This window comes from Mesorhizobium sp. WSM4813 (genome assembly GCF_055811555.1).
The window spans coordinates 26,158-41,621 of record NZ_JBVVQU010000058.1; the positions used below are offsets into that span (position 1 = coordinate 26,158).

A 15,464-nucleotide genomic window follows, 5' to 3' on the forward strand; every position below is an offset into this window, starting at 1 on the left:
TTGCCTGATTGGAACCTGCGGAGATCGGCCTCGTTTGGCTGAAGCCATGGCAAAAATCGATCCGAGGACCGTCGCCAGTCTTTTGAGGGAATACGCGCAACGGGCGTCTATGCGCGACGACAATCCCTATCGCACAAAGGCATACTTGCGCGCGGCAGACAGTCTGACGGCGCTGTCGCAGCCGCTTGATCGGATCATCGCCACCGGCGCCCTCACCAAGATCCCGGGGATCGGTGACGCGATCGCAGACATCGTGACCAAGCTTTACCAAACCGGCACGCACCCAAGCCTTGAGAAGCTGCGCGAGGATGTTCCAGCGGGCGTGATGGAGCTGTTTGCCATACCCGGGCTTCGTCCCGATAAGATACTGAAGCTTCATCAGCTGCTCGGCGTAAACTCGCTGGCGGAGCTCGAGGCCGCAGCAAGAGAAGACCGCATACGCCCAGTCAAAGGTCTCGGCGCCGCGCTTCAGACAAAACTCCTGCAGAGCCTGGCCATCGTGCGAAGCGGCGAAACGCAACTTCACCTGCACAAGGCCGCCGCTCTTCTCGAACATGCGGTCATATCGGTGAAGCAAGAGCATCCAGAGTTTTCGCGCGTCGAAATTGCAGGTGACTTCCGGCGCGGTTGCGAGCTCGTTTCCGACTTCGCCCTGGTAGCGCAGGGCAGAAAGTCGACTGGAATCGAGGATACGACCCTCAGGCTTGTTGTCACGGACAGGAAGCACTTTGGCGCAAACCTGCTCGAAGCAACCGGTTCGGCAGACCACCTTGAGCAACTGAAGACGTTCGCGGCCGACAAGGGATTCACCCTAAACGCCGACGGGCTTCATCGCGGGAGAAAGCTGATCGCGTCAGCGACAGAAGAAGAAATCTACCAAGCTCTAGACTTGCAGTTTATCGAGCCTGAATTGCGCGAAGGCAGGGACGAGATTGAGCGAGCGGCAAAGCAGAAGCTACCCGCCCTCATTCGGGATGAAGATCTGCATGGCATCCTGCATTCTCACACGACCGCATCCGATGGCACCGAAACGCTTGAGGCAATGGCTGAAGCCACGCGCAAGCGCGGTTTCGAATACTATGGTGTCGCCGATCATTCGCAGTCCGCTCACTACGCAGGCGGCCTTTCGTTGCAGGAGATTGCTGAACAGCACCGCGAAGCTGACCGGCTGAACAAGGCATACAATGGAAAATTTCGCATACTGAAGGGCATCGAGGCCGACATCCTGGCGGATGGCTCGCTCGATTACCCGAATCATATCTTGGAACAGTTCGATTTCGTCGTCGCGAGCGTGCACAGCCTCTTCAAGTTGCCCAAGAAGGAACAGACGGAGCGTATCATTGAGGCGATCGGAAATCCTCGGACGACAATCCTCGGGCACATGACCGGTCGCCAGCTGTTGCGCCGGCCCGGTTATGATCTCGACGTCGACAAAGCCCTCAAAGCGTGTGCAAAACACGGCGTCGCTGTCGAAATCAACGCACATCCTTGGCGACTCGACCTCGACTGGCGCTGGCATCAAAAAGCACTCGATCAGGGCTGCATCTTCAGCATCAATCCGGACGCTCATTCGATCCGCGAGCTCGACCACATGCATTGGGGTGTCGAGATGGCGCGCAAGGGCGGTGTCCCTGCGAAGCGGGTCCTGAACGCGATGCGTTTGACGGCCCTCCTTGCGCATCTCACACGGCGCAGGCAAACGTCCTAACCTGCTTGTGCGTCCGGCCTATCAGCGCAGGAGTCCGTCATTCTCAAAATCTTCCCAGCCGCGCAAACTGGAGTGCGAGTTCTCATCGGGGCCATAGCCAGCTGAAGCTGCAGTTCCGCGACCGCTTCTTTGAGCACGTTTCATAGCGGCCTTCCCCGCGGCTCGCCGCCTATTCTCTGCAGCTGTCGCTGCGTCCTGTTCGCGCCAGACCATAACCAGGTCGCGGTCAAGCACATCCTCCACGTGCTGCGGGTCGAACACGTGAAAGGTGATGTTCCTTGCCCGCCCGCGGAGTTTCACCGTTTTCGTCCCGGCGCTCTGCAAGCGACCATCTTTCAGCCAGCGGTGCCGTTCGGCCGTCGAGATCGTCAGAATGTCCTCGATTTCACGGGGGATTACGGGCAGGTCTTCGATATTCTGCAGTGCTTTGGATACGATCCCGAATACCACCTGCACATCATTCTCGGCGCCCTCAGACAGGCGCAGGGTAAGCACGCGGGACTCGATATGGAGCAGTTTCCTGAACTCCATTGGAAGGCGGGCGCGTATTTCGAGAAAAATACCCCTCGCTCTGACGGACGATCCAAGCGTTGCAGCCGGGGTTAAAGGCCACTCTCCAATCAGCTTCGCTGTTGCATTGATTTTTCGGCGCGTGGACATGCCCCTTTATATAGGTCACCGATTGTCGGCAGCGATGAGCCGATCGCAAAGCCAACATGAGTTCTAATCCACCAGCGGTCTGAACCACGGATGCCCTAAAGGCGCAACCACGTTTGTTAGCGGCCGCTTGCAACTTCGGCTAACGGGAAGCGGCAGAGTTCATCTCAAAGTGCGTTGCCGCCTGGCGGCTTTTTGGGGGCCGATACCAGACTGTCCGGTCCCGGTTCAGACGTGCAATAAGCTGTCGTTCGGCGACCTCCCTCCCATCCGGTCGTTTCGTCCCATCTGTCAGTGTTCGGAAGTGGCTGTTCATCCAGGAGGCGCTGGCGCAATATCCTGACGCGTCATCGCGAACGTCGTCACGATCGCGATAGGCGCTCTTCATGTAAGGAGGGCGGGCCTGCCTCCTGGAAATGAGACAGGCCACCTGGTGCTCAACCCGTCTTAGAGCGAACCACCCGCCAGCAACTCGCGGGTGCGTTTCAGCGTCGAGAGGAGGGCGGCCTTGTAGCCCTGGTCGCTGTCGAACTGCGCCTGCTCGGCCTGCTCCTCGGGGCCGTTCGGCTCTTTGCCGCGCAGGCCGATGTAGCAGTAGAACCGAAGTTGCAGTTCGCCGGCATCATCCTCGAACAATTCGTTGATGATCGCGCCTTCGCGAGGACCGGTCGCCTGGAAGAAGGTAACCTTCCTCTGCGGCTCGAGGGTGATGATTTCGCGGAGGTCGGCGCCGGCGATGGTGGCCTCGCGCACGAGGTGGGTCAAGCTCTCCTCCAAGACGTCGCAGCGTGTACAAAGGCCGGGCGGGAGAAACGGGCGCGCATCGCGCGCCTTCAGCTCGAGGCCCTTCCAAGCCTGCTCGCGGGTGAGCTTGGTTTCGCCGTGCGGGTTCACCGGAACGGTGGCGGTCGAATAGATCATGGTATGTCTCCTGGATGGGATGTTTGTCGCCCCGGCGATCAAGCCGCGATCTGGGCGGCGTAATCGCGATAGGAGCGCAGCGGACGACCCAGCAGGTTGGTCAGCCGGTCAACGTCACCGGCGTCCGGGACCATGCCGTCCATCTGGAAGCGCTCGGCCATCAGGCGCATGTCGAGCGCCATCCAGCTTGGCATGAATGCCCTCAGGTTCTGCTCGAACCCCGCGGTGTCATCGCCCGGATAGGCGATCTGATGGCCGAGGACGTCGGTCCAAATGGCAGCAGCACCTGCGCCCGTCAGCGTGTCCGGACCGACCAGATTGATGCGGTTGAGCGGGAGCGGCGTGGACGACTGCTCGCGGCGGATCAGCTCGATGGCGGCAATCTCGCCGACATCACGCGCGTCGATCATGGCGAGGCCCTTGTTGCCGATTGGCATCGGGTAGATGCCGTAACTGCCGATGATGTCCTTGATCGTGACGTCATTGTCCATGAAGTAGGCCGGGCGCAGGATGGTGGCGCTGAGCCCCATCTGCTCGATCATCCGCTCGACGCCGTACTTGCCGGCGAAGTGCGGCACGTTCACGTAGACGTCGCTGTGGATCACCGAGAGATAGACGATCCGCTCGATCTTGGCCTCGCGGGCGAGGTTGAGCGCAATCAGCGCCTGGGTGTATTCGTCCGCGACCACGCCGTTGAGCAGGAACAGCGTGGAGACGCCGGTGAAAGCGCTGCGCAACGAGTCGACGTCGAGCAGGTCACCCTGAACGACACTGACGGAGCCGGGGAAGTCTCCCTTCGAAGGGTCACGCACCAGTGCGCGCACGTCGGCGCCACGCTTCACGAGTTGTTCGACGACGTTGCGGCCGACATTGCCGGTTGCTCCGGTTACCAGAATAGTCATTGGGGTCACTCCTTGGTTGAGCCGTTTGGCTGTCCCGAAATTAGTGATCCACAGACACGCTAATAGACGCTATATCTAGACGGACCGTCTCATTGGTGGAACGAATGGATCTTCTTGCCCTCGCCGACTTCAACCTGGTTGCCCGTCATGGCGGGTTCGGAAAAGCCTCGCGAGCCGCGGGGCGCCCGAAGGCGACGCTGTCCCGTCGGGTGGCGGAACTGGAGGCCAGCCTCGACTTGCGGCTGTTCGAGCGCGGGACCCGCGCACTGAAACTGACAGAGGAAGGACGCGCGCTGTTTGAGCGGACGGGCCAGTTGCTCACAGAACTCAACGAGACGACTGCAGCGATCGCCTTGGGTGGACACAATCCGCGGGGTAGATTGCGGATAAGTGCGCCTTTGCTCTTTTCTCAGATCGCGATGGGAAAGCTCGCCGCTGGTTTTGCGCTGAAATATCCTGAGGTTCGGCTTGACGTCACCACCGAGGACCGGTCTGTCGACATGATCGAGGAAGCCTATGATCTGGTGATCCGGGTCAACCCGGAGCCGGATGAAAGCCTTGTCGGACGGGTCTTTCTTCACGATCGGCTGGTGGTCGTGGCCAGCCCGGACCTAACGCCAGCTGCGGACGGCTCGGCGGTACCGGCCGTCGTGCGCGGGCCGGTTCGCCAAAGCGATATCTGGAACGTGACGACGCCGACGGGCAAATCGAGGATCTTGGTCAATCCGATCCTGAGCCTGTCATCACTCGTCATGGTCCGCGATGCAGTGCGAAGGGGGGTGGGCGCCGGGCGTCTTCCCTTTTCGCTGGTAAGTCACGACCTCGCTACCGGCAGGCTGGTGCATTGGGGTGACGTGGAAGGACCCGACATCGCGCTGTGGACACTCTATCCAACACGTCGATTGCTGAGCGCCCGCGTGTCGGCGTTTCTCGACTTCTTGAGAGAAGCCTTTCCGCAGGGGACCCCGGACGAACTGGCCGCGTATGTGGGAGGATGAAGCGAGGTTTGCCGAGCGCTTCAGCGTCGAGGGCGGTTCGCGACACGCCCACGTCTGGTCTGCTGACTACGCGTTCTGAAAGCTGACGGGGCGCTAACCACCCCATTTCAGCCGCCTGCCACCCCTTGAGTGGACGGCAGCTTTCAGGAGTCACTGAGGGGTCCTGGATGGCCGAAATCGGCGCAGAGCTGCCGTTCAGACTCTGAAGTGTGGGCGTCGCCTTCGCGTCACGGGCTGCCGTTGGGCGGCCGCGAAGGAAAGGAGTAGTGAAAGGGGTCAGATCTTCTCTTTGGACCGGTTGTGATGGGGCGACCCCGACAGGTCGCGTTGCGTTCCGCCCTGCAATCTTATGCGACTTTGCTCGTATCGGGCCGGCGACTCGGCGCCCTTGTCGGATGACCGTCGTGCCTACAAACAGTCTACGTCTTTCTGCTGTAGTGCTTCAATGCACCCTTCTATCCCTGACCCGAACATTGGGCGGTTCACACATCATGAGACCTACTTTGCCGGGCCCCCAAAACCCTGCATGATAAGGCGGAAGGGGGTGGCCGATGAAACGATACCAATATGCTCTGCTCTTAATCCAATCCATCAGCGTGTACGCTGGCGTGGCGAGCGCGGAAAACCCAGCGCGGGAAAAATGCACTTGCGACACACAGGTCGACGGCGAACCGAACAATGGCGCCTGGGTCAAAAATGCGACCTCTTGCTGGTCGACAGAAATTAAGGACCGTCAATGGTGTGACATAACGGTTCAAAGTCTGGAGGGAACCCAAGCACACGCTGCAACCGTGATCCAGCTGATCGATCGCAAAGACGATGCCGCAGCGCTAGGTGCAGCGCTCCAGGAGCGGTTCCGCGCATTCTTGGCCACAGCCGCCGACTCACAGCTCCCGTTCAAAGTCGATTTGGCACATGACATCGTTCCCGGACTGTTGAGCGCGAACCAAGGTATCCTCATCCAGTGCGTCAACGCTCTTCGAGATCGAATGTTTGGAAAAGGCGGCGTTGTTCTGGAAGGTGAAGGCGGCCTCCGATGCAGCGTCGGAGAGTCGAGTGGCTGGCTGCGCCTTGAATTCCAGATCGATGATGTCTGGCTTGCCTACATGATTGCTCCTCCTCCCACATGAGGCTATCTATAGTGGCACGGCTCAAGAAAAACGGATGGGCTCTCCTGCTTTTTGTCGCGGGTGTAGTCGGTACAATATGGGTGACTGACGCTTATAGTTGGCTCGTTGGACAATTCGGGCGTTCTTCGCCCTTCAAGATCGATTTTCAGGCAACGCGGCGTTGTTCTGGAGGGGAAATAATAGACTTGAAGCGACACTTTGCTGATCAGTCGCTAAAGCTCGAATGGGGAGCCGATCGTCTGATTATCTGCGATCCAGACGCATTGCAAACTAACGTCGCCGATGCTCCGAGAGATATTGCGAACGCATTTCCTGGATGCTTGAATTACAGGAATGGTGTCCTGCAAATGTTGCGATCTAGCGACACCGTCTGCGCGTTGCCATCCGGCGGTGCTTACGTCTGTGACGGTGAGGCTGCCGCTAGCTATCCGGGATCGAGCGCCTTGGGCGCTGAGACCAATGCAATTGCACAGTGCACTGATCAGCTACTTGCGCAATTTGGATTCGATACCAATCGATGAGCGCGAGACTAGGTCCAGATTGTCAGGAAAAACCCAAGTTTTAGCTATTCAAGCAGTTCCTCCGCGTGCTTTGGCACCGGTGTTTATGTCGTCCTCACCGAAGGCGTAGTGCCCACCCTTAATTTTCTTTTGTGCGGTCCGAAAGCACCATTCTGGCGCGGTATAGGACTCACTGTTGGCGGCTTCGAGCCGGTCTCGGGCCGTTCTGTATTCGGTCTCGAAATCCTCAAAAGGTTTCAGCGGCCCGACCTTCTCCAGATCGGCGAACAGTATCTCGAGATTCTTGTATTCCCCGGCGAGGCGCGCGGCCGTCGGCAGATGCTCATCGAGCTTGAGGGCGGCATACACGGCAGGCACCAGACCCGCCACCAGGGCGAGGATCGCCGTCACCGTTGCATATGCCCCGTCGCCCTTGAGGAGATCCCAGCCCGCCACGGCTCCGAAGATGATCGGGAGCACGACAAAGGCAATTCGCACCTTGCGCAGCATGCGCAACCAGATCAGTAGCGTCGTCGCGCTGAAGAGGCAGCGTTCGCGCTGTTCGGCGCATTGGGCTTTGAGGGCGTTGGCGAGTTCTGCGGTCATGTCAGGGGAATATCCGTACCGAAAATCTTCTGCCACTCCTCACCTGCCGTATAGGGCAGATTGTCGGCCTCGCTTTGGGTTGCCTTCGCGGCCCAGTCATACGCGGATTGCGCCTTCGACTTCCAAGCATCGCCGAGCGACAGGCTTTCCCAGGTGCCGGGAACGTAGAGTGTTCCCCACGCCTGGTTGACCAGCCACGCGAAAAAATCGCGTGTCATCCAGTCGTAATAGGTCTTCGATTTTCCGGCATGCTCCCATTGGTCGAGGAATCTGACTGCCAGCAATTCGAGATAGAAGGATTTTAGCGGCACCGAGCAGTGGGCCTGCCAGCATTTCAGCATGCGTACGAGGTCGAGCGTGTTGTTATTCGTTTTGCCGTTGGAATCGTTGATGTGCTTGATCTCGGCATCCGGATCGAACGTCTTATAGCTGCCGCCGTTAGCCGTGATCGGAATCCAGTATTGCCCACTGGTCAGGACGAAGGCGGGCAGCAGTTCGACGGCGTAGCTCTGGAAAGGCACCAGAACGACCGGGCCGTCACCGCGAATGTCGGTCTTCGGGAAACTGGCCACCAGGACGTTTTTCACCTCCTGGAGAAGCTGCGACTGCTTGTTGCCGGTCTTGCCCTGAAACCGCTCATAGACCGAGCTCGGCAGCTTGAAGAGCACATCGACATCGCGCGGGGGCCGTATCCGCGTGAGCTTGCCCCATGAGCCGACATACAAGCTGTTGTTCGTGCCGGAGGTGGAGGAGTAGTATTTCCAGTTCAGGGTGCTGCCCACGCTTTCACGCTTCGTCGCGCCGTCTACCTTCTGCGCATCCGTCAATCGGATATTGCTCAGGAACGTGGTAAAGCGTTCGGATACACCCATGACTAAATAGTCCCCTGCCCTTTAAACAATCGATCATTGGAAGAATAAAATCTCGCGGCTATCTTCTATCTTGCCGTGACGTGCCCCGCAAAGGCGTCGGGCACGCCGCCGGTCAGTTGATGGTGTATTCGCGCGAGGGGATCGCGTTCAGCCGAACCCCCCGACATGAAGTTGGCGATGTCCTTGCGCCCGTAGAAGGTCGGGGTACCACGGCCGTCCTGAGCCATAAGGACCACCGGCACGCCGAAGACGGGCGTGAAGCTCTGGATAGCATCGGCCGCCTCCGCCCGGTTCTGCACGACATGTGGCTTGACGACCACGACCGCGAAGGTCTGGCCCTGTTCGCGGATAACAGCACCTTGAACACGCATATTTGCTTCCTTACGCCGCCAGCTTCGAAACGCGGCTCTTGATCCAGTCCCAGGCTTCCTGCGGGAGCCAGCCCGAATAGTCCCGGGTGACGCCGATCACGAGCACGAAGTCGTTCTTGTCCACGTGAGGCGCGAGGCGGTCCCAGATGCCCGAAGCATTGAGCGAGGTATCGACGAGCCAGGTGGAGCCCAGAAAGTGCCACCAGCTCCCGCAATTCTTGATAGCTTCATGCAAAGCGTCGTAATTCTGACCCGGACGCTTCAGGTCGTAGTTGATCGCGTAGATCATTTTTGCTCTCCTTGACCGGTTTCGACGCGATCAGGCGAAGCCGGGATGCGTCCTGACTCCCTATGCGGAAACCGGAGGCCATCGCGGACATCGAGGGCATCATGTCCGCGCGGCGGGATTCTTCCCGCATAGGGATAGTAAAAGGAGATGCATCCGGTGAATTCGGGCCAGGTCGCCGCCACGCGGAGCCGTTACGAGATCGCATCTGCGATCCGCGCCCTCACGCCTGCCGATTGGGCGCGCCTGAAAAGGGTCGCGCACTATTATTCATCGGGCCGCCCGATCGCCGCCATAGACCTTCTGCAGGAAGCTTTCGTTCGCGCGATCGACAGCCGGGCCTGCCCAGCCCATGTGGATGTCGTGAAGTTTCTTGCCGAGGCCATGCGCAGCATAGCGGATGGCGAAGTCGAAAAAGTCGAGCACCGGCTTGTTCTGGTCTCGGTCGCGAAGACCGGGGATCACCAGGCGGCCGCTCTCAACCATCCGGACCCGGTGGAAAATGCCGAAGCCCGGATCATCAGCGAGCAAGGAGCGGCCGCAATTCGCTACGCCATGCTAGCACTTTTTGACGATGACCCGCTGGCGCGGGACATCCTGGAAGGAACGATGGAGGACATGACAGCGGAAGAACTGCGCGAGCTGACGGGTCTCGACAAGACCGCCTACGACAGCAAGCGCAAGCTGATCCGCCGCAGGATCGACAAAGCCTATCCCCAGGGATGGAAGAAATGACCGGAACCAACAAAAAGTGGCGCGCCGCGCTGGACCGGCTGGCCGATGCCTTCGTCGATGACATCCTAAACGCATCGGACGAGGACATTCTGGCCGAGTTCCGGGAGAGCCACGGCGATCCGGACCGCCATGCGGTCGAGATGCGCGAAGCCTTCGAGACGAGCATCATCGCCGCCAACAAGCGCCGCCTTGCCGCGGCCAAAGCCGGCGTGTCCGCCGCGCGCACCGGCGGCACCACAACGATTGCCCCCGCTGACATAGCCGACGCGCGCAGGCGCCTTCGCGCCGTGCTCGATGCACCAAACCTGCCCCCGCGACTCACCCTTGCCGCGCGCAAGGAGAATGAGCTTTCGGATTCCGACATCGCCGGCATGCTCGACGATCTGTGCGAACTCGGCGTCATTCCGCGCGACGGCGACGAGGGCGGAAAGTCCTGATGCCGCTGACGCATGCCGAGCGCCTCCTCCAGGAACTGGGGATCACTGAGCCCCACGAAATCGACCTCGAAGCCATTGCCTACCATGCCGGCGCGCGCGTGCGTTTCCGGCCGCTCGACGGCTGCGAAGCGCGTATCATCGGCAACGGCGACACCGCGATCATCACTGTGAACGCGCATAGCCATTATCCGCGAAAGCGCTTCTCGATCGCCCACGAGCTGGGCCACTGGCACCATCATCGCGGCAAATGCCTTGTGTGTCGTGCTGAGGAGTACCGGCCCCGCGACGCGCTTTCGCCGGAGCGTGCGGCCGACGGCTACGCCGCCGACCTTCTCATGCCGCACTACCTATTCCGGCCGCTTGCCCGCCAGCTGGGCAGGCCCACCTTCAAGGCGGTCCGCTCGCTCGCCGACGCCTTCACGACCAGCCAAACCGCCACGGCAATCCGCTTTGTCGAGAGCGATCATTCCCCGGCCCTTCTCGTCTGTCATAGCTCCAGAGGGCGCAAATGGTTCACCCGCGGGCCAAGCGTGCCGGAGAAATGGTTTCCGCAAGACGCGCTCGATGCTGACAGTTTCGCGTTCGGCGTTCTTTTCGGCGGTAAGCCTGACGATCCCATGCCGCGCCGTATCGGTGCAGAGGCCTGGTTTGACCGTTGGGACGCACAGAGCTTCGAGGTGCATGAGCAGACCTACCGCACCGGCCCCGATGAGATACTGACCCTTGTTCTCATCAGTGACCCGAAGATGCTGGACGAACGCCAGGAACGGCGCTGGCGCTAGCTGCTGAATTGGGGAAATCTGCCAGAATGACGCCGAAGGAATATGAACAGGCCGTTCTTGAGCGGTTCAGCACGCTATCCCCGCCGCCCCGATTCACGGTGAAGCACAACGTCCGTCTGGGCGGGCGCAAGACCAAGGCGCGCCGCCAAGTCGATGTGTGTGTTTTCGAGACGGGGAATCCGAAACCCGCTTTGTTGATCGAGGCCAAGCGACACAAGCGCCCGATCGACACCGTGCATGCGGGTGCTACGATCGCCCTGGTGCGCGACGTGGGCGCGGTTCCGGCCGTCATGGTGGCGACCGCCGGCTTCTCGCGCGCCGCCAGGAATTACCTTGCCGCCGAGAGCATCGGGCATCTCACGATTACGCTGACCGAAGCACAGCTGGGTACCACTGGTCGAACAGGCCTTCGCTGTAGATAATGAATTCAGGGAGGTTTCCGGCCATCTGGTGGAGGCATTGCGCACCGGCAATGCTGACCTATTGCTTGACGAAACCGGCCTGCCTTATGAGGAATGTCTTGCGGTTTTCGCGGCTGGCCTATCCCTTTTTCCGGACACCATGGCGCATGTGCTTAAGAAGTTGGCGCGCGAGCATTTTGATGACGCCGTGCGCTTCAACGCCGTGCAATTGCTTAACGACGCCGATGAACTCGCGTCGGACGACATCGCAATTCTCCTTGCAGGCGAAAACGATCCCGACACCAGGGAGCTACTGCACGAATTGCTGGGCAACTAGAGATCCAATCGCTCGCGATCATGGGGCGACCAAGTGATAGGTGACATCGATGCCTGGGAGGGTGACAGGCTGATTATCTCGGCGGAGGTGAAGCACTTCGTCGTCAGCATGGACCAGGTGGCCACGTTCGAATATTTCTCCCATGAGATCCGTCAGCGCGCCGCCTTAGGCATGATCGTAGCGGAAGGCTTCCAGAACGGCGTCCGAGGGGGCTGCAGGTCCAGTCCTTCCACTTACCAATGCCGCAGCACGTTCTAGCGTCTCACCTGGCGAGAGTAAGACGGTTCTTTGACCACTGCATTGCGGTCATATCCTCCTCGGCATAGCCATCGTCTTCGGGTGCACCTAATGCTACGCCGCAATCGCGCGGTCGTCAGAAACCAATTTTGGAGATGCGGTGCCCATCTGCTGAGCTGCAAACAACTTATCCTACTTTCGGCCGCTTGAACGCGACTTGTCATAGAAAATATCCGCGTCTCGCGCCTGGCTATGCACCATCCGACCGTTTGGCCGATTGCAGCAGCTTATCGCGGGCATCGGCGATTTCCTGTTTTGCATCGGCAGGAAGAAGAATGTTGGCGATCGTCCAGTCGGCCAGCGTTGCCACCTGCACGCTGTCATTCGCCTCGAGTGTGCCTTGCTCGGCATAGACGATGATGCGGCGGTAAAGGACTGGATTGTCTGCCGATGAATGGCTTGGGAGCCCACCATGATCATAGTCGGGAGCAGCGAAGGGCAGATTGTGCCTAAAGGCGGCGGTCTTCACTTCGTCGGTCGCCTTGTCGCCGGTCAGGACGGAGAGGCGCGACCCCAAGCGGTTTGGCTGATACCTTGGGCTGTTCGACAAGATCGTGGCATTTGACTTGACGGCTGGAGCGCCTTTTCGGCCTTGGAAATAGTCGGCCTCAAGGTTGATGCAAACTCGGCGAATCTCAAACACCAGCCTGTCGAATTTGTAAATGTCGTCGGGGCGCTGGGAAAAGCCGAACATGTTGTAGCGGTTGTTCGGATCGCCGAGCCTGTTCAGCCGTTCGACAAATTTCGCGGTGCTTTCCGGCTGCCAGCGCGAAATCTGCAGGTCGGCGGGCTTCTTGAGGTCTTTTAAAATCAGAGGGCCGGCATATTTCCGTACCTCGGCGAACAACCGCTCAATGTTATGGCCATATTCCTTGCCTTTCGTGGTCGGCGAGATGGCGGAGCGATCATTGAAGAGCAGGCTGGCTTTCAGGTATTTTTCAAAAGCATGCAGCCCGTTCCAATAGAAATCGAGATACAGCCTGTTCAGGAAGCACCAGCGGGCGACCACATAAGTCTGATCCGCCGTCTTCATGAACAGTTCTCGGATAATGTCGTTCTTCGAGGCGTGTAAATCGGCATCGTTCATGGCTGCTTCCCCGCATACTTGGTGATACGCTCTCGATACGCATATTCAACGAGATCTCGTAGCAGCTCCAGCGGGCCAGCTTGGGCAAGGCGTCAAAGGGATAACCGTGCGCGAGATCGTTGCAAATCTGATTGAGGGCGGGCTTGTGATCGCCTGAGAGGCGACCTTTGACCATGTAGTGCAGCATGTCGAACGGCGTAACGCTATTTGGTGGTTTCTTTCCCGTCGCAATTGCTTCGTCTTGTCGGCGAACGAGGAGCGTCACCGAGCGCGGTCATACCAACCAACTCGCCGTCACAAAATACCCCATGCCCGGTAGCGCCCCCGGCCCGTCACTTCCCGGATGCCGAGCTCGATGACGAGGTCGAGCGCGGCGCGTTGGCTGACCTTGAGCTCGGTCGCGATCAGTCCGGCCGACACCACCGGCCGCGCCAATACCAGTTCGATCAACGCCGGCAGGCTCGAGTTTTTTCGCCGCTTCCTCAGCCGGCGCTCCATCTGACCCTTGCCCATCACCAGCCTATCATGCTCCTTGAGCCCGGCCGCGGCGGCCTCGGCGAAGGCGTCGAGAACGGCCAGCAACCGGGTGGTCCGGTCGCGCGCGCGCCGCCGGTCCCGCGGAACCGTCCGCAGTCCAACATTAAAGGCAAAAAGATACGAGCCGACCTTGCCGCGCTCCCTGAGCAGCGCGGCAACCAGCAGCGTGCCGAGCCAATGTTGGTGCTGCAGCGGTTCGATGTCCTGCCATGCCTCCCAGGCGATCGCCGCGGCCAGCACCGCCGGCATGTTTTCGCCGCGGAGCCGGTCGACGACGGCGAGCCAGTCGGCCAGCCGCTGGTGCTCGTCCCAGTCGAGATCGCGGATCAGCGGCCCGAGACTGTTCGGCAGGGCCTCCCGTGCTGTCGCCCCCTGTCCAGCCGTGTCGACCCCCGGGCTGTCCGCCGCGCGCGGCGCGAAATTTTCGCCCGCCAGCAGCCGGCTGGAGCGGGCCAGCACGGCGTCGATCTCGGCCATTTCTTGCGCCAGGGCATCGGTTTGTTCAGTCTCATCGACAAGCCCGCTGTCGCCGGCGTCGTCGTCCGGTCCGGCTGCCGTCGCGGCATCGGGTCCGGAGCCAGCCCGTGCCACGTCCGCCCCGTTTCCGCCGCCCTGCCCTTCACGGCCGCGCAACGCCGAAATGCCAACGCGAGAAAGCGCCCAGTCGGGTGGGTGCAAAAGAATGCGGCGGCGTGCGCGCAGCACGGCGTGCGCCCGGGTGAGCTCGTGGGTCGGGGTGCGGATGTCCATATGGGCGTCGTGCAGGACGAGGTCTTCGGTGTGCACCAGCTCGCCATCGAGCCACAGCGCGGCGGCCGCATCGGAAAAATTTTGGCGTTCGACAAAGCCGTCGCGGACCGGACTCTTTTGCACGCGCTCGTCGAGGCGGGCCAAAAGGTCTTCGGCGCGGGCGAGCGGCCCGATCAGGGTGTTCAGGCGCAAATTGGAAACATCGTAAGTCATTGATGTTGTTGTAGCTGATTTGCGCAACAGAAGCTATTCCGACATTTACTTCCGTCACAGGCGATCATCCTGCGGACAAAGCTCACTATCGATAATGACCTCCTATCGATACTTAGACATACAATCGAACATCCCAATACTATTTCGCCGGCTCTCTCCCGCGAGACCCATCAAGAACAAGACTGCATTTTTCCAATCTTCGCCTTTGGTACCCCAGACTCGTGAGTTGCTGCTATGCCGCATCCCGTCGATAGTAGAAGAAGGCACGGATGATAGTGGGTGTTGCGATCTCTCGCTACCACCTCAAAACCCCACTTTCTCGTAGGCTCTAGCGATGTAGCGGTCCTGCGCCGCCACCTACCACGACATGCCTCCGAATTTCGGATCGATGATCGATGATGCGTGGCCGGAGGTGGGCGAGCATCTGCGTAGTGCAGAGTTGCCGCGAACCCGTTTTCCGATCTCTACATCCCGCATCGGACTCACGCAATCCAGACGTTACACGAAAAAACCGCCCCGGTTAGACCGGGACGGTTAGGGTATTATGACAGAAGTGGTTGCGGGGACAGGATTTGAACCTGTGACCTTCAGGTTATGAGCCTGACGAGCTACCGGGCTGCTCCACCCCGCGTCAACTAGACGGCGAATGCCGGCCGGGCAGCCCGGACTTTTTGTTTTGTCCGTCCTCGAGGCCTTCGGCCTTTTGCGGGCGGACGGGGCGCTGCTCCACCCCGCGTCAACTTTTCAAGCAAGTCAGCGCTTTAGTTAGGTACAAGTTCCGCCAAATGAAAGGGCCGCTTGCGCGGCCCGGGCTCCCGATTGGCGGGCCTGTTGGTAAGGAGAAGATTTGGATTTTTGCGACGTGCGTTTTGCAGACCTGGCAGCGACCTACTCTCCCGCGTCTTGAGACGAAGTACCATCAGCGCTGGAGCGTTTC

General features: G+C 59.9%; 18 protein-coding genes and 1 tRNA gene. 9 read left to right on the forward strand and 10 right to left on the reverse strand.

Features of this window, described 5'->3' with window-relative positions:
- The first annotated feature begins 46 nt into the window (after nucleotides 1-46).
- A complete protein-coding gene (locus AC0L25_RS26580; RefSeq protein ID WP_473598245.1) occupies nucleotides 47-1,708 on the forward strand; it encodes a PHP domain-containing protein in 1,662 nt (553 codons plus the stop codon).
- Nucleotides 1,709-1,729: 21 nt separating this feature from the next.
- Here AC0L25_RS26580 and AC0L25_RS26585 read toward each other — a convergent pair whose 3' ends face one another.
- The 3 genes from AC0L25_RS26585 to AC0L25_RS26595 all read right to left on the reverse strand — a co-directional run bounded on the left by AC0L25_RS26585 (nucleotide 1,730) and on the right by AC0L25_RS26595 (nucleotide 4,188).
- Nucleotides 1,730-2,368: a hypothetical protein gene (locus tag AC0L25_RS26585; protein WP_128176613.1), complete on the reverse strand. Its 639-nt coding sequence runs from the start codon at nucleotides 2,366-2,368 to the stop codon at nucleotides 1,730-1,732.
- 444 nt (nucleotides 2,369-2,812) lie between these two features.
- A complete protein-coding gene (locus AC0L25_RS26590; RefSeq protein WP_473598229.1) occupies nucleotides 2,813-3,286 on the reverse strand; it encodes an SRPBCC family protein in 474 nt (157 codons plus the stop codon).
- A 38-nt stretch (nucleotides 3,287-3,324) separates the two neighbouring features.
- Nucleotides 3,325-4,188 carry an SDR family oxidoreductase gene (locus tag AC0L25_RS26595; protein WP_287179009.1) on the reverse strand — a complete coding sequence of 288 codons (864 nt, stop codon included), beginning with the start codon at nucleotides 4,186-4,188 and terminating at the stop codon, nucleotides 3,325-3,327.
- A 104-nt stretch (nucleotides 4,189-4,292) separates the two neighbouring features.
- Between AC0L25_RS26595 and AC0L25_RS26600 the strand changes: the two genes are divergently transcribed.
- From AC0L25_RS26600 to AC0L25_RS26610, 3 genes are all read left to right on the forward strand, one after another.
- On the forward strand, nucleotides 4,293-5,186 hold the full coding sequence (locus tag AC0L25_RS26600) for a LysR family transcriptional regulator (protein ID WP_473598230.1): 894 nt from the start codon (nucleotides 4,293-4,295) through the stop codon (nucleotides 5,184-5,186).
- 551 nt (nucleotides 5,187-5,737) lie between these two features.
- Complete coding sequence (locus AC0L25_RS26605; protein ID WP_473598231.1) at nucleotides 5,738-6,316, forward strand: hypothetical protein; 579 nt, start codon at nucleotides 5,738-5,740, stop codon at nucleotides 6,314-6,316.
- An 11-nt stretch (nucleotides 6,317-6,327) separates the two neighbouring features.
- Entirely contained in the window at nucleotides 6,328-6,837 is a 510-nt protein-coding gene (locus AC0L25_RS26610; RefSeq protein WP_473598232.1) for a hypothetical protein, read from the forward strand.
- Between the two features lie 48 nt (nucleotides 6,838-6,885).
- On the opposite strand, the gene AC0L25_RS26615 is transcribed toward AC0L25_RS26610, so the two are convergent.
- From AC0L25_RS26615 to AC0L25_RS26630, 4 genes are all read right to left on the reverse strand, one after another.
- Nucleotides 6,886-7,422 carry a hypothetical protein gene (locus AC0L25_RS26615; RefSeq protein ID WP_473598233.1) on the reverse strand — a complete coding sequence of 179 codons (537 nt, stop codon included), beginning with the start codon at nucleotides 7,420-7,422 and terminating at the stop codon, nucleotides 6,886-6,888.
- Complete coding sequence (locus AC0L25_RS26620) at nucleotides 7,419-8,294, reverse strand: SMODS domain-containing nucleotidyltransferase (protein WP_473598234.1); 876 nt, start codon at nucleotides 8,292-8,294, stop codon at nucleotides 7,419-7,421. The genes AC0L25_RS26615 and AC0L25_RS26620 overlap by 4 nt, the downstream gene beginning before the upstream one ends.
- Nucleotides 8,295-8,359: 65 nt before the next feature.
- On the reverse strand, nucleotides 8,360-8,665 hold the full coding sequence (locus AC0L25_RS26625; protein WP_473598235.1) for a hypothetical protein: 306 nt from the start codon (nucleotides 8,663-8,665) through the stop codon (nucleotides 8,360-8,362).
- A 10-nt stretch (nucleotides 8,666-8,675) separates the two neighbouring features.
- The gene (locus AC0L25_RS26630) at nucleotides 8,676-8,954 is read right to left on the reverse strand and encodes a hypothetical protein (protein WP_473598236.1); all 279 of its coding nucleotides are present in this window, start codon (nucleotides 8,952-8,954) and stop codon (nucleotides 8,676-8,678) included.
- A 360-nt stretch (nucleotides 8,955-9,314) separates the two neighbouring features.
- On the opposite strand from AC0L25_RS26630, the gene AC0L25_RS26635 reads away from it, so the two are divergent.
- The 5 genes from AC0L25_RS26635 to AC0L25_RS26655 are packed head-to-tail and all read left to right on the forward strand — an operon-like array spanning nucleotide 9,315 to nucleotide 11,643.
- Nucleotides 9,315-9,686 carry a hypothetical protein gene (locus AC0L25_RS26635; RefSeq protein ID WP_473598237.1) on the forward strand — a complete coding sequence of 124 codons (372 nt, stop codon included), beginning with the start codon at nucleotides 9,315-9,317 and terminating at the stop codon, nucleotides 9,684-9,686.
- Complete coding sequence (locus AC0L25_RS26640; RefSeq protein WP_473598238.1) at nucleotides 9,683-10,123, forward strand: hypothetical protein; 441 nt, start codon at nucleotides 9,683-9,685, stop codon at nucleotides 10,121-10,123. The genes AC0L25_RS26635 and AC0L25_RS26640 overlap by 4 nt, the downstream gene beginning before the upstream one ends.
- Nucleotides 10,123-10,905 carry an ImmA/IrrE family metallo-endopeptidase gene (locus tag AC0L25_RS26645; RefSeq protein WP_473598239.1) on the forward strand — a complete coding sequence of 261 codons (783 nt, stop codon included), beginning with the start codon at nucleotides 10,123-10,125 and terminating at the stop codon, nucleotides 10,903-10,905. Before AC0L25_RS26640 ends, AC0L25_RS26645 begins: the two co-directional genes overlap by 1 nt.
- Before the next feature lie 26 nt (nucleotides 10,906-10,931).
- Nucleotides 10,932-11,327: a restriction endonuclease gene (locus tag AC0L25_RS26650; protein WP_473598240.1), complete on the forward strand. Its 396-nt coding sequence runs from the start codon at nucleotides 10,932-10,934 to the stop codon at nucleotides 11,325-11,327.
- Nucleotides 11,328-11,355: 28 nt separating this feature from the next.
- Nucleotides 11,356-11,643, forward strand: a complete 288-nt coding sequence (locus tag AC0L25_RS26655; RefSeq protein ID WP_473598241.1) for a hypothetical protein — start codon at nucleotides 11,356-11,358, stop codon at nucleotides 11,641-11,643.
- Nucleotides 11,644-12,130: 487 nt separating this feature from the next.
- Here the strand turns inward: AC0L25_RS26655 and AC0L25_RS26660 are convergent, their stop codons facing one another.
- The 3 genes from AC0L25_RS26660 to AC0L25_RS26670 form a co-directional block, all read right to left on the reverse strand.
- Nucleotides 12,131-13,027, reverse strand: a complete 897-nt coding sequence (locus AC0L25_RS26660) for a hypothetical protein (protein WP_473598242.1) — start codon at nucleotides 13,025-13,027, stop codon at nucleotides 12,131-12,133.
- Nucleotides 13,028-13,321: 294 nt separating this feature from the next.
- Nucleotides 13,322-14,527: an RHE_PE00001 family protein gene (locus tag AC0L25_RS26665; RefSeq protein ID WP_473598243.1), complete on the reverse strand. Its 1,206-nt coding sequence runs from the start codon at nucleotides 14,525-14,527 to the stop codon at nucleotides 13,322-13,324.
- Nucleotides 14,528-15,081: 554 nt separating this feature from the next.
- Nucleotides 15,082-15,158: transfer RNA gene (locus AC0L25_RS26670), tRNA-Met, on the reverse strand.
- Nucleotides 15,159-15,464 lie beyond the last annotated feature (306 nt).

Excerpts from the sequence above, each read along its gene's own strand:
- AC0L25_RS26580 (WP_473598245.1), top strand. The coding sequence starts at position 47 with ATGGCAAAAATCGATCCGAGGACCGTCGCCAGTCTTTTGAGGGAATAC.
- AC0L25_RS26585 (WP_128176613.1), bottom strand. The coding sequence starts at position 2,368 with ATGTCCACGCGCCGAAAAATCAATGCAACAGCGAAGCTGATTGGAGAG.
- AC0L25_RS26590 (WP_473598229.1), bottom strand. The coding sequence starts at position 3,286 with ATGATCTATTCGACCGCCACCGTTCCGGTGAACCCGCACGGCGAAACC.
- AC0L25_RS26595 (WP_287179009.1), bottom strand. The coding sequence starts at position 4,188 with ATGACTATTCTGGTAACCGGAGCAACCGGCAATGTCGGCCGCAACGTC.
- AC0L25_RS26600 (WP_473598230.1), top strand. The coding sequence starts at position 4,293 with ATGGATCTTCTTGCCCTCGCCGACTTCAACCTGGTTGCCCGTCATGGC.
- AC0L25_RS26605 (WP_473598231.1), top strand. The coding sequence starts at position 5,738 with ATGAAACGATACCAATATGCTCTGCTCTTAATCCAATCCATCAGCGTG.
- AC0L25_RS26615 (WP_473598233.1), bottom strand. The coding sequence starts at position 7,422 with ATGACCGCAGAACTCGCCAACGCCCTCAAAGCCCAATGCGCCGAACAG.
- AC0L25_RS26620 (WP_473598234.1), bottom strand. The coding sequence starts at position 8,294 with ATGGGTGTATCCGAACGCTTTACCACGTTCCTGAGCAATATCCGATTG.
- AC0L25_RS26625 (WP_473598235.1), bottom strand. The coding sequence starts at position 8,665 with ATGCGTGTTCAAGGTGCTGTTATCCGCGAACAGGGCCAGACCTTCGCG.
- AC0L25_RS26630 (WP_473598236.1), bottom strand. The coding sequence starts at position 8,954 with ATGATCTACGCGATCAACTACGACCTGAAGCGTCCGGGTCAGAATTAC.
- AC0L25_RS26640 (WP_473598238.1), top strand. The coding sequence starts at position 9,683 with ATGACCGGAACCAACAAAAAGTGGCGCGCCGCGCTGGACCGGCTGGCC.
- AC0L25_RS26645 (WP_473598239.1), top strand. The coding sequence starts at position 10,123 with ATGCCGCTGACGCATGCCGAGCGCCTCCTCCAGGAACTGGGGATCACT.
- AC0L25_RS26650 (WP_473598240.1), top strand. The coding sequence starts at position 10,932 with ATGACGCCGAAGGAATATGAACAGGCCGTTCTTGAGCGGTTCAGCACG.
- AC0L25_RS26660 (WP_473598242.1), bottom strand. The coding sequence starts at position 13,027 with ATGAACGATGCCGATTTACACGCCTCGAAGAACGACATTATCCGAGAA.
- AC0L25_RS26665 (WP_473598243.1), bottom strand. The coding sequence starts at position 14,527 with ATGACTTACGATGTTTCCAATTTGCGCCTGAACACCCTGATCGGGCCG.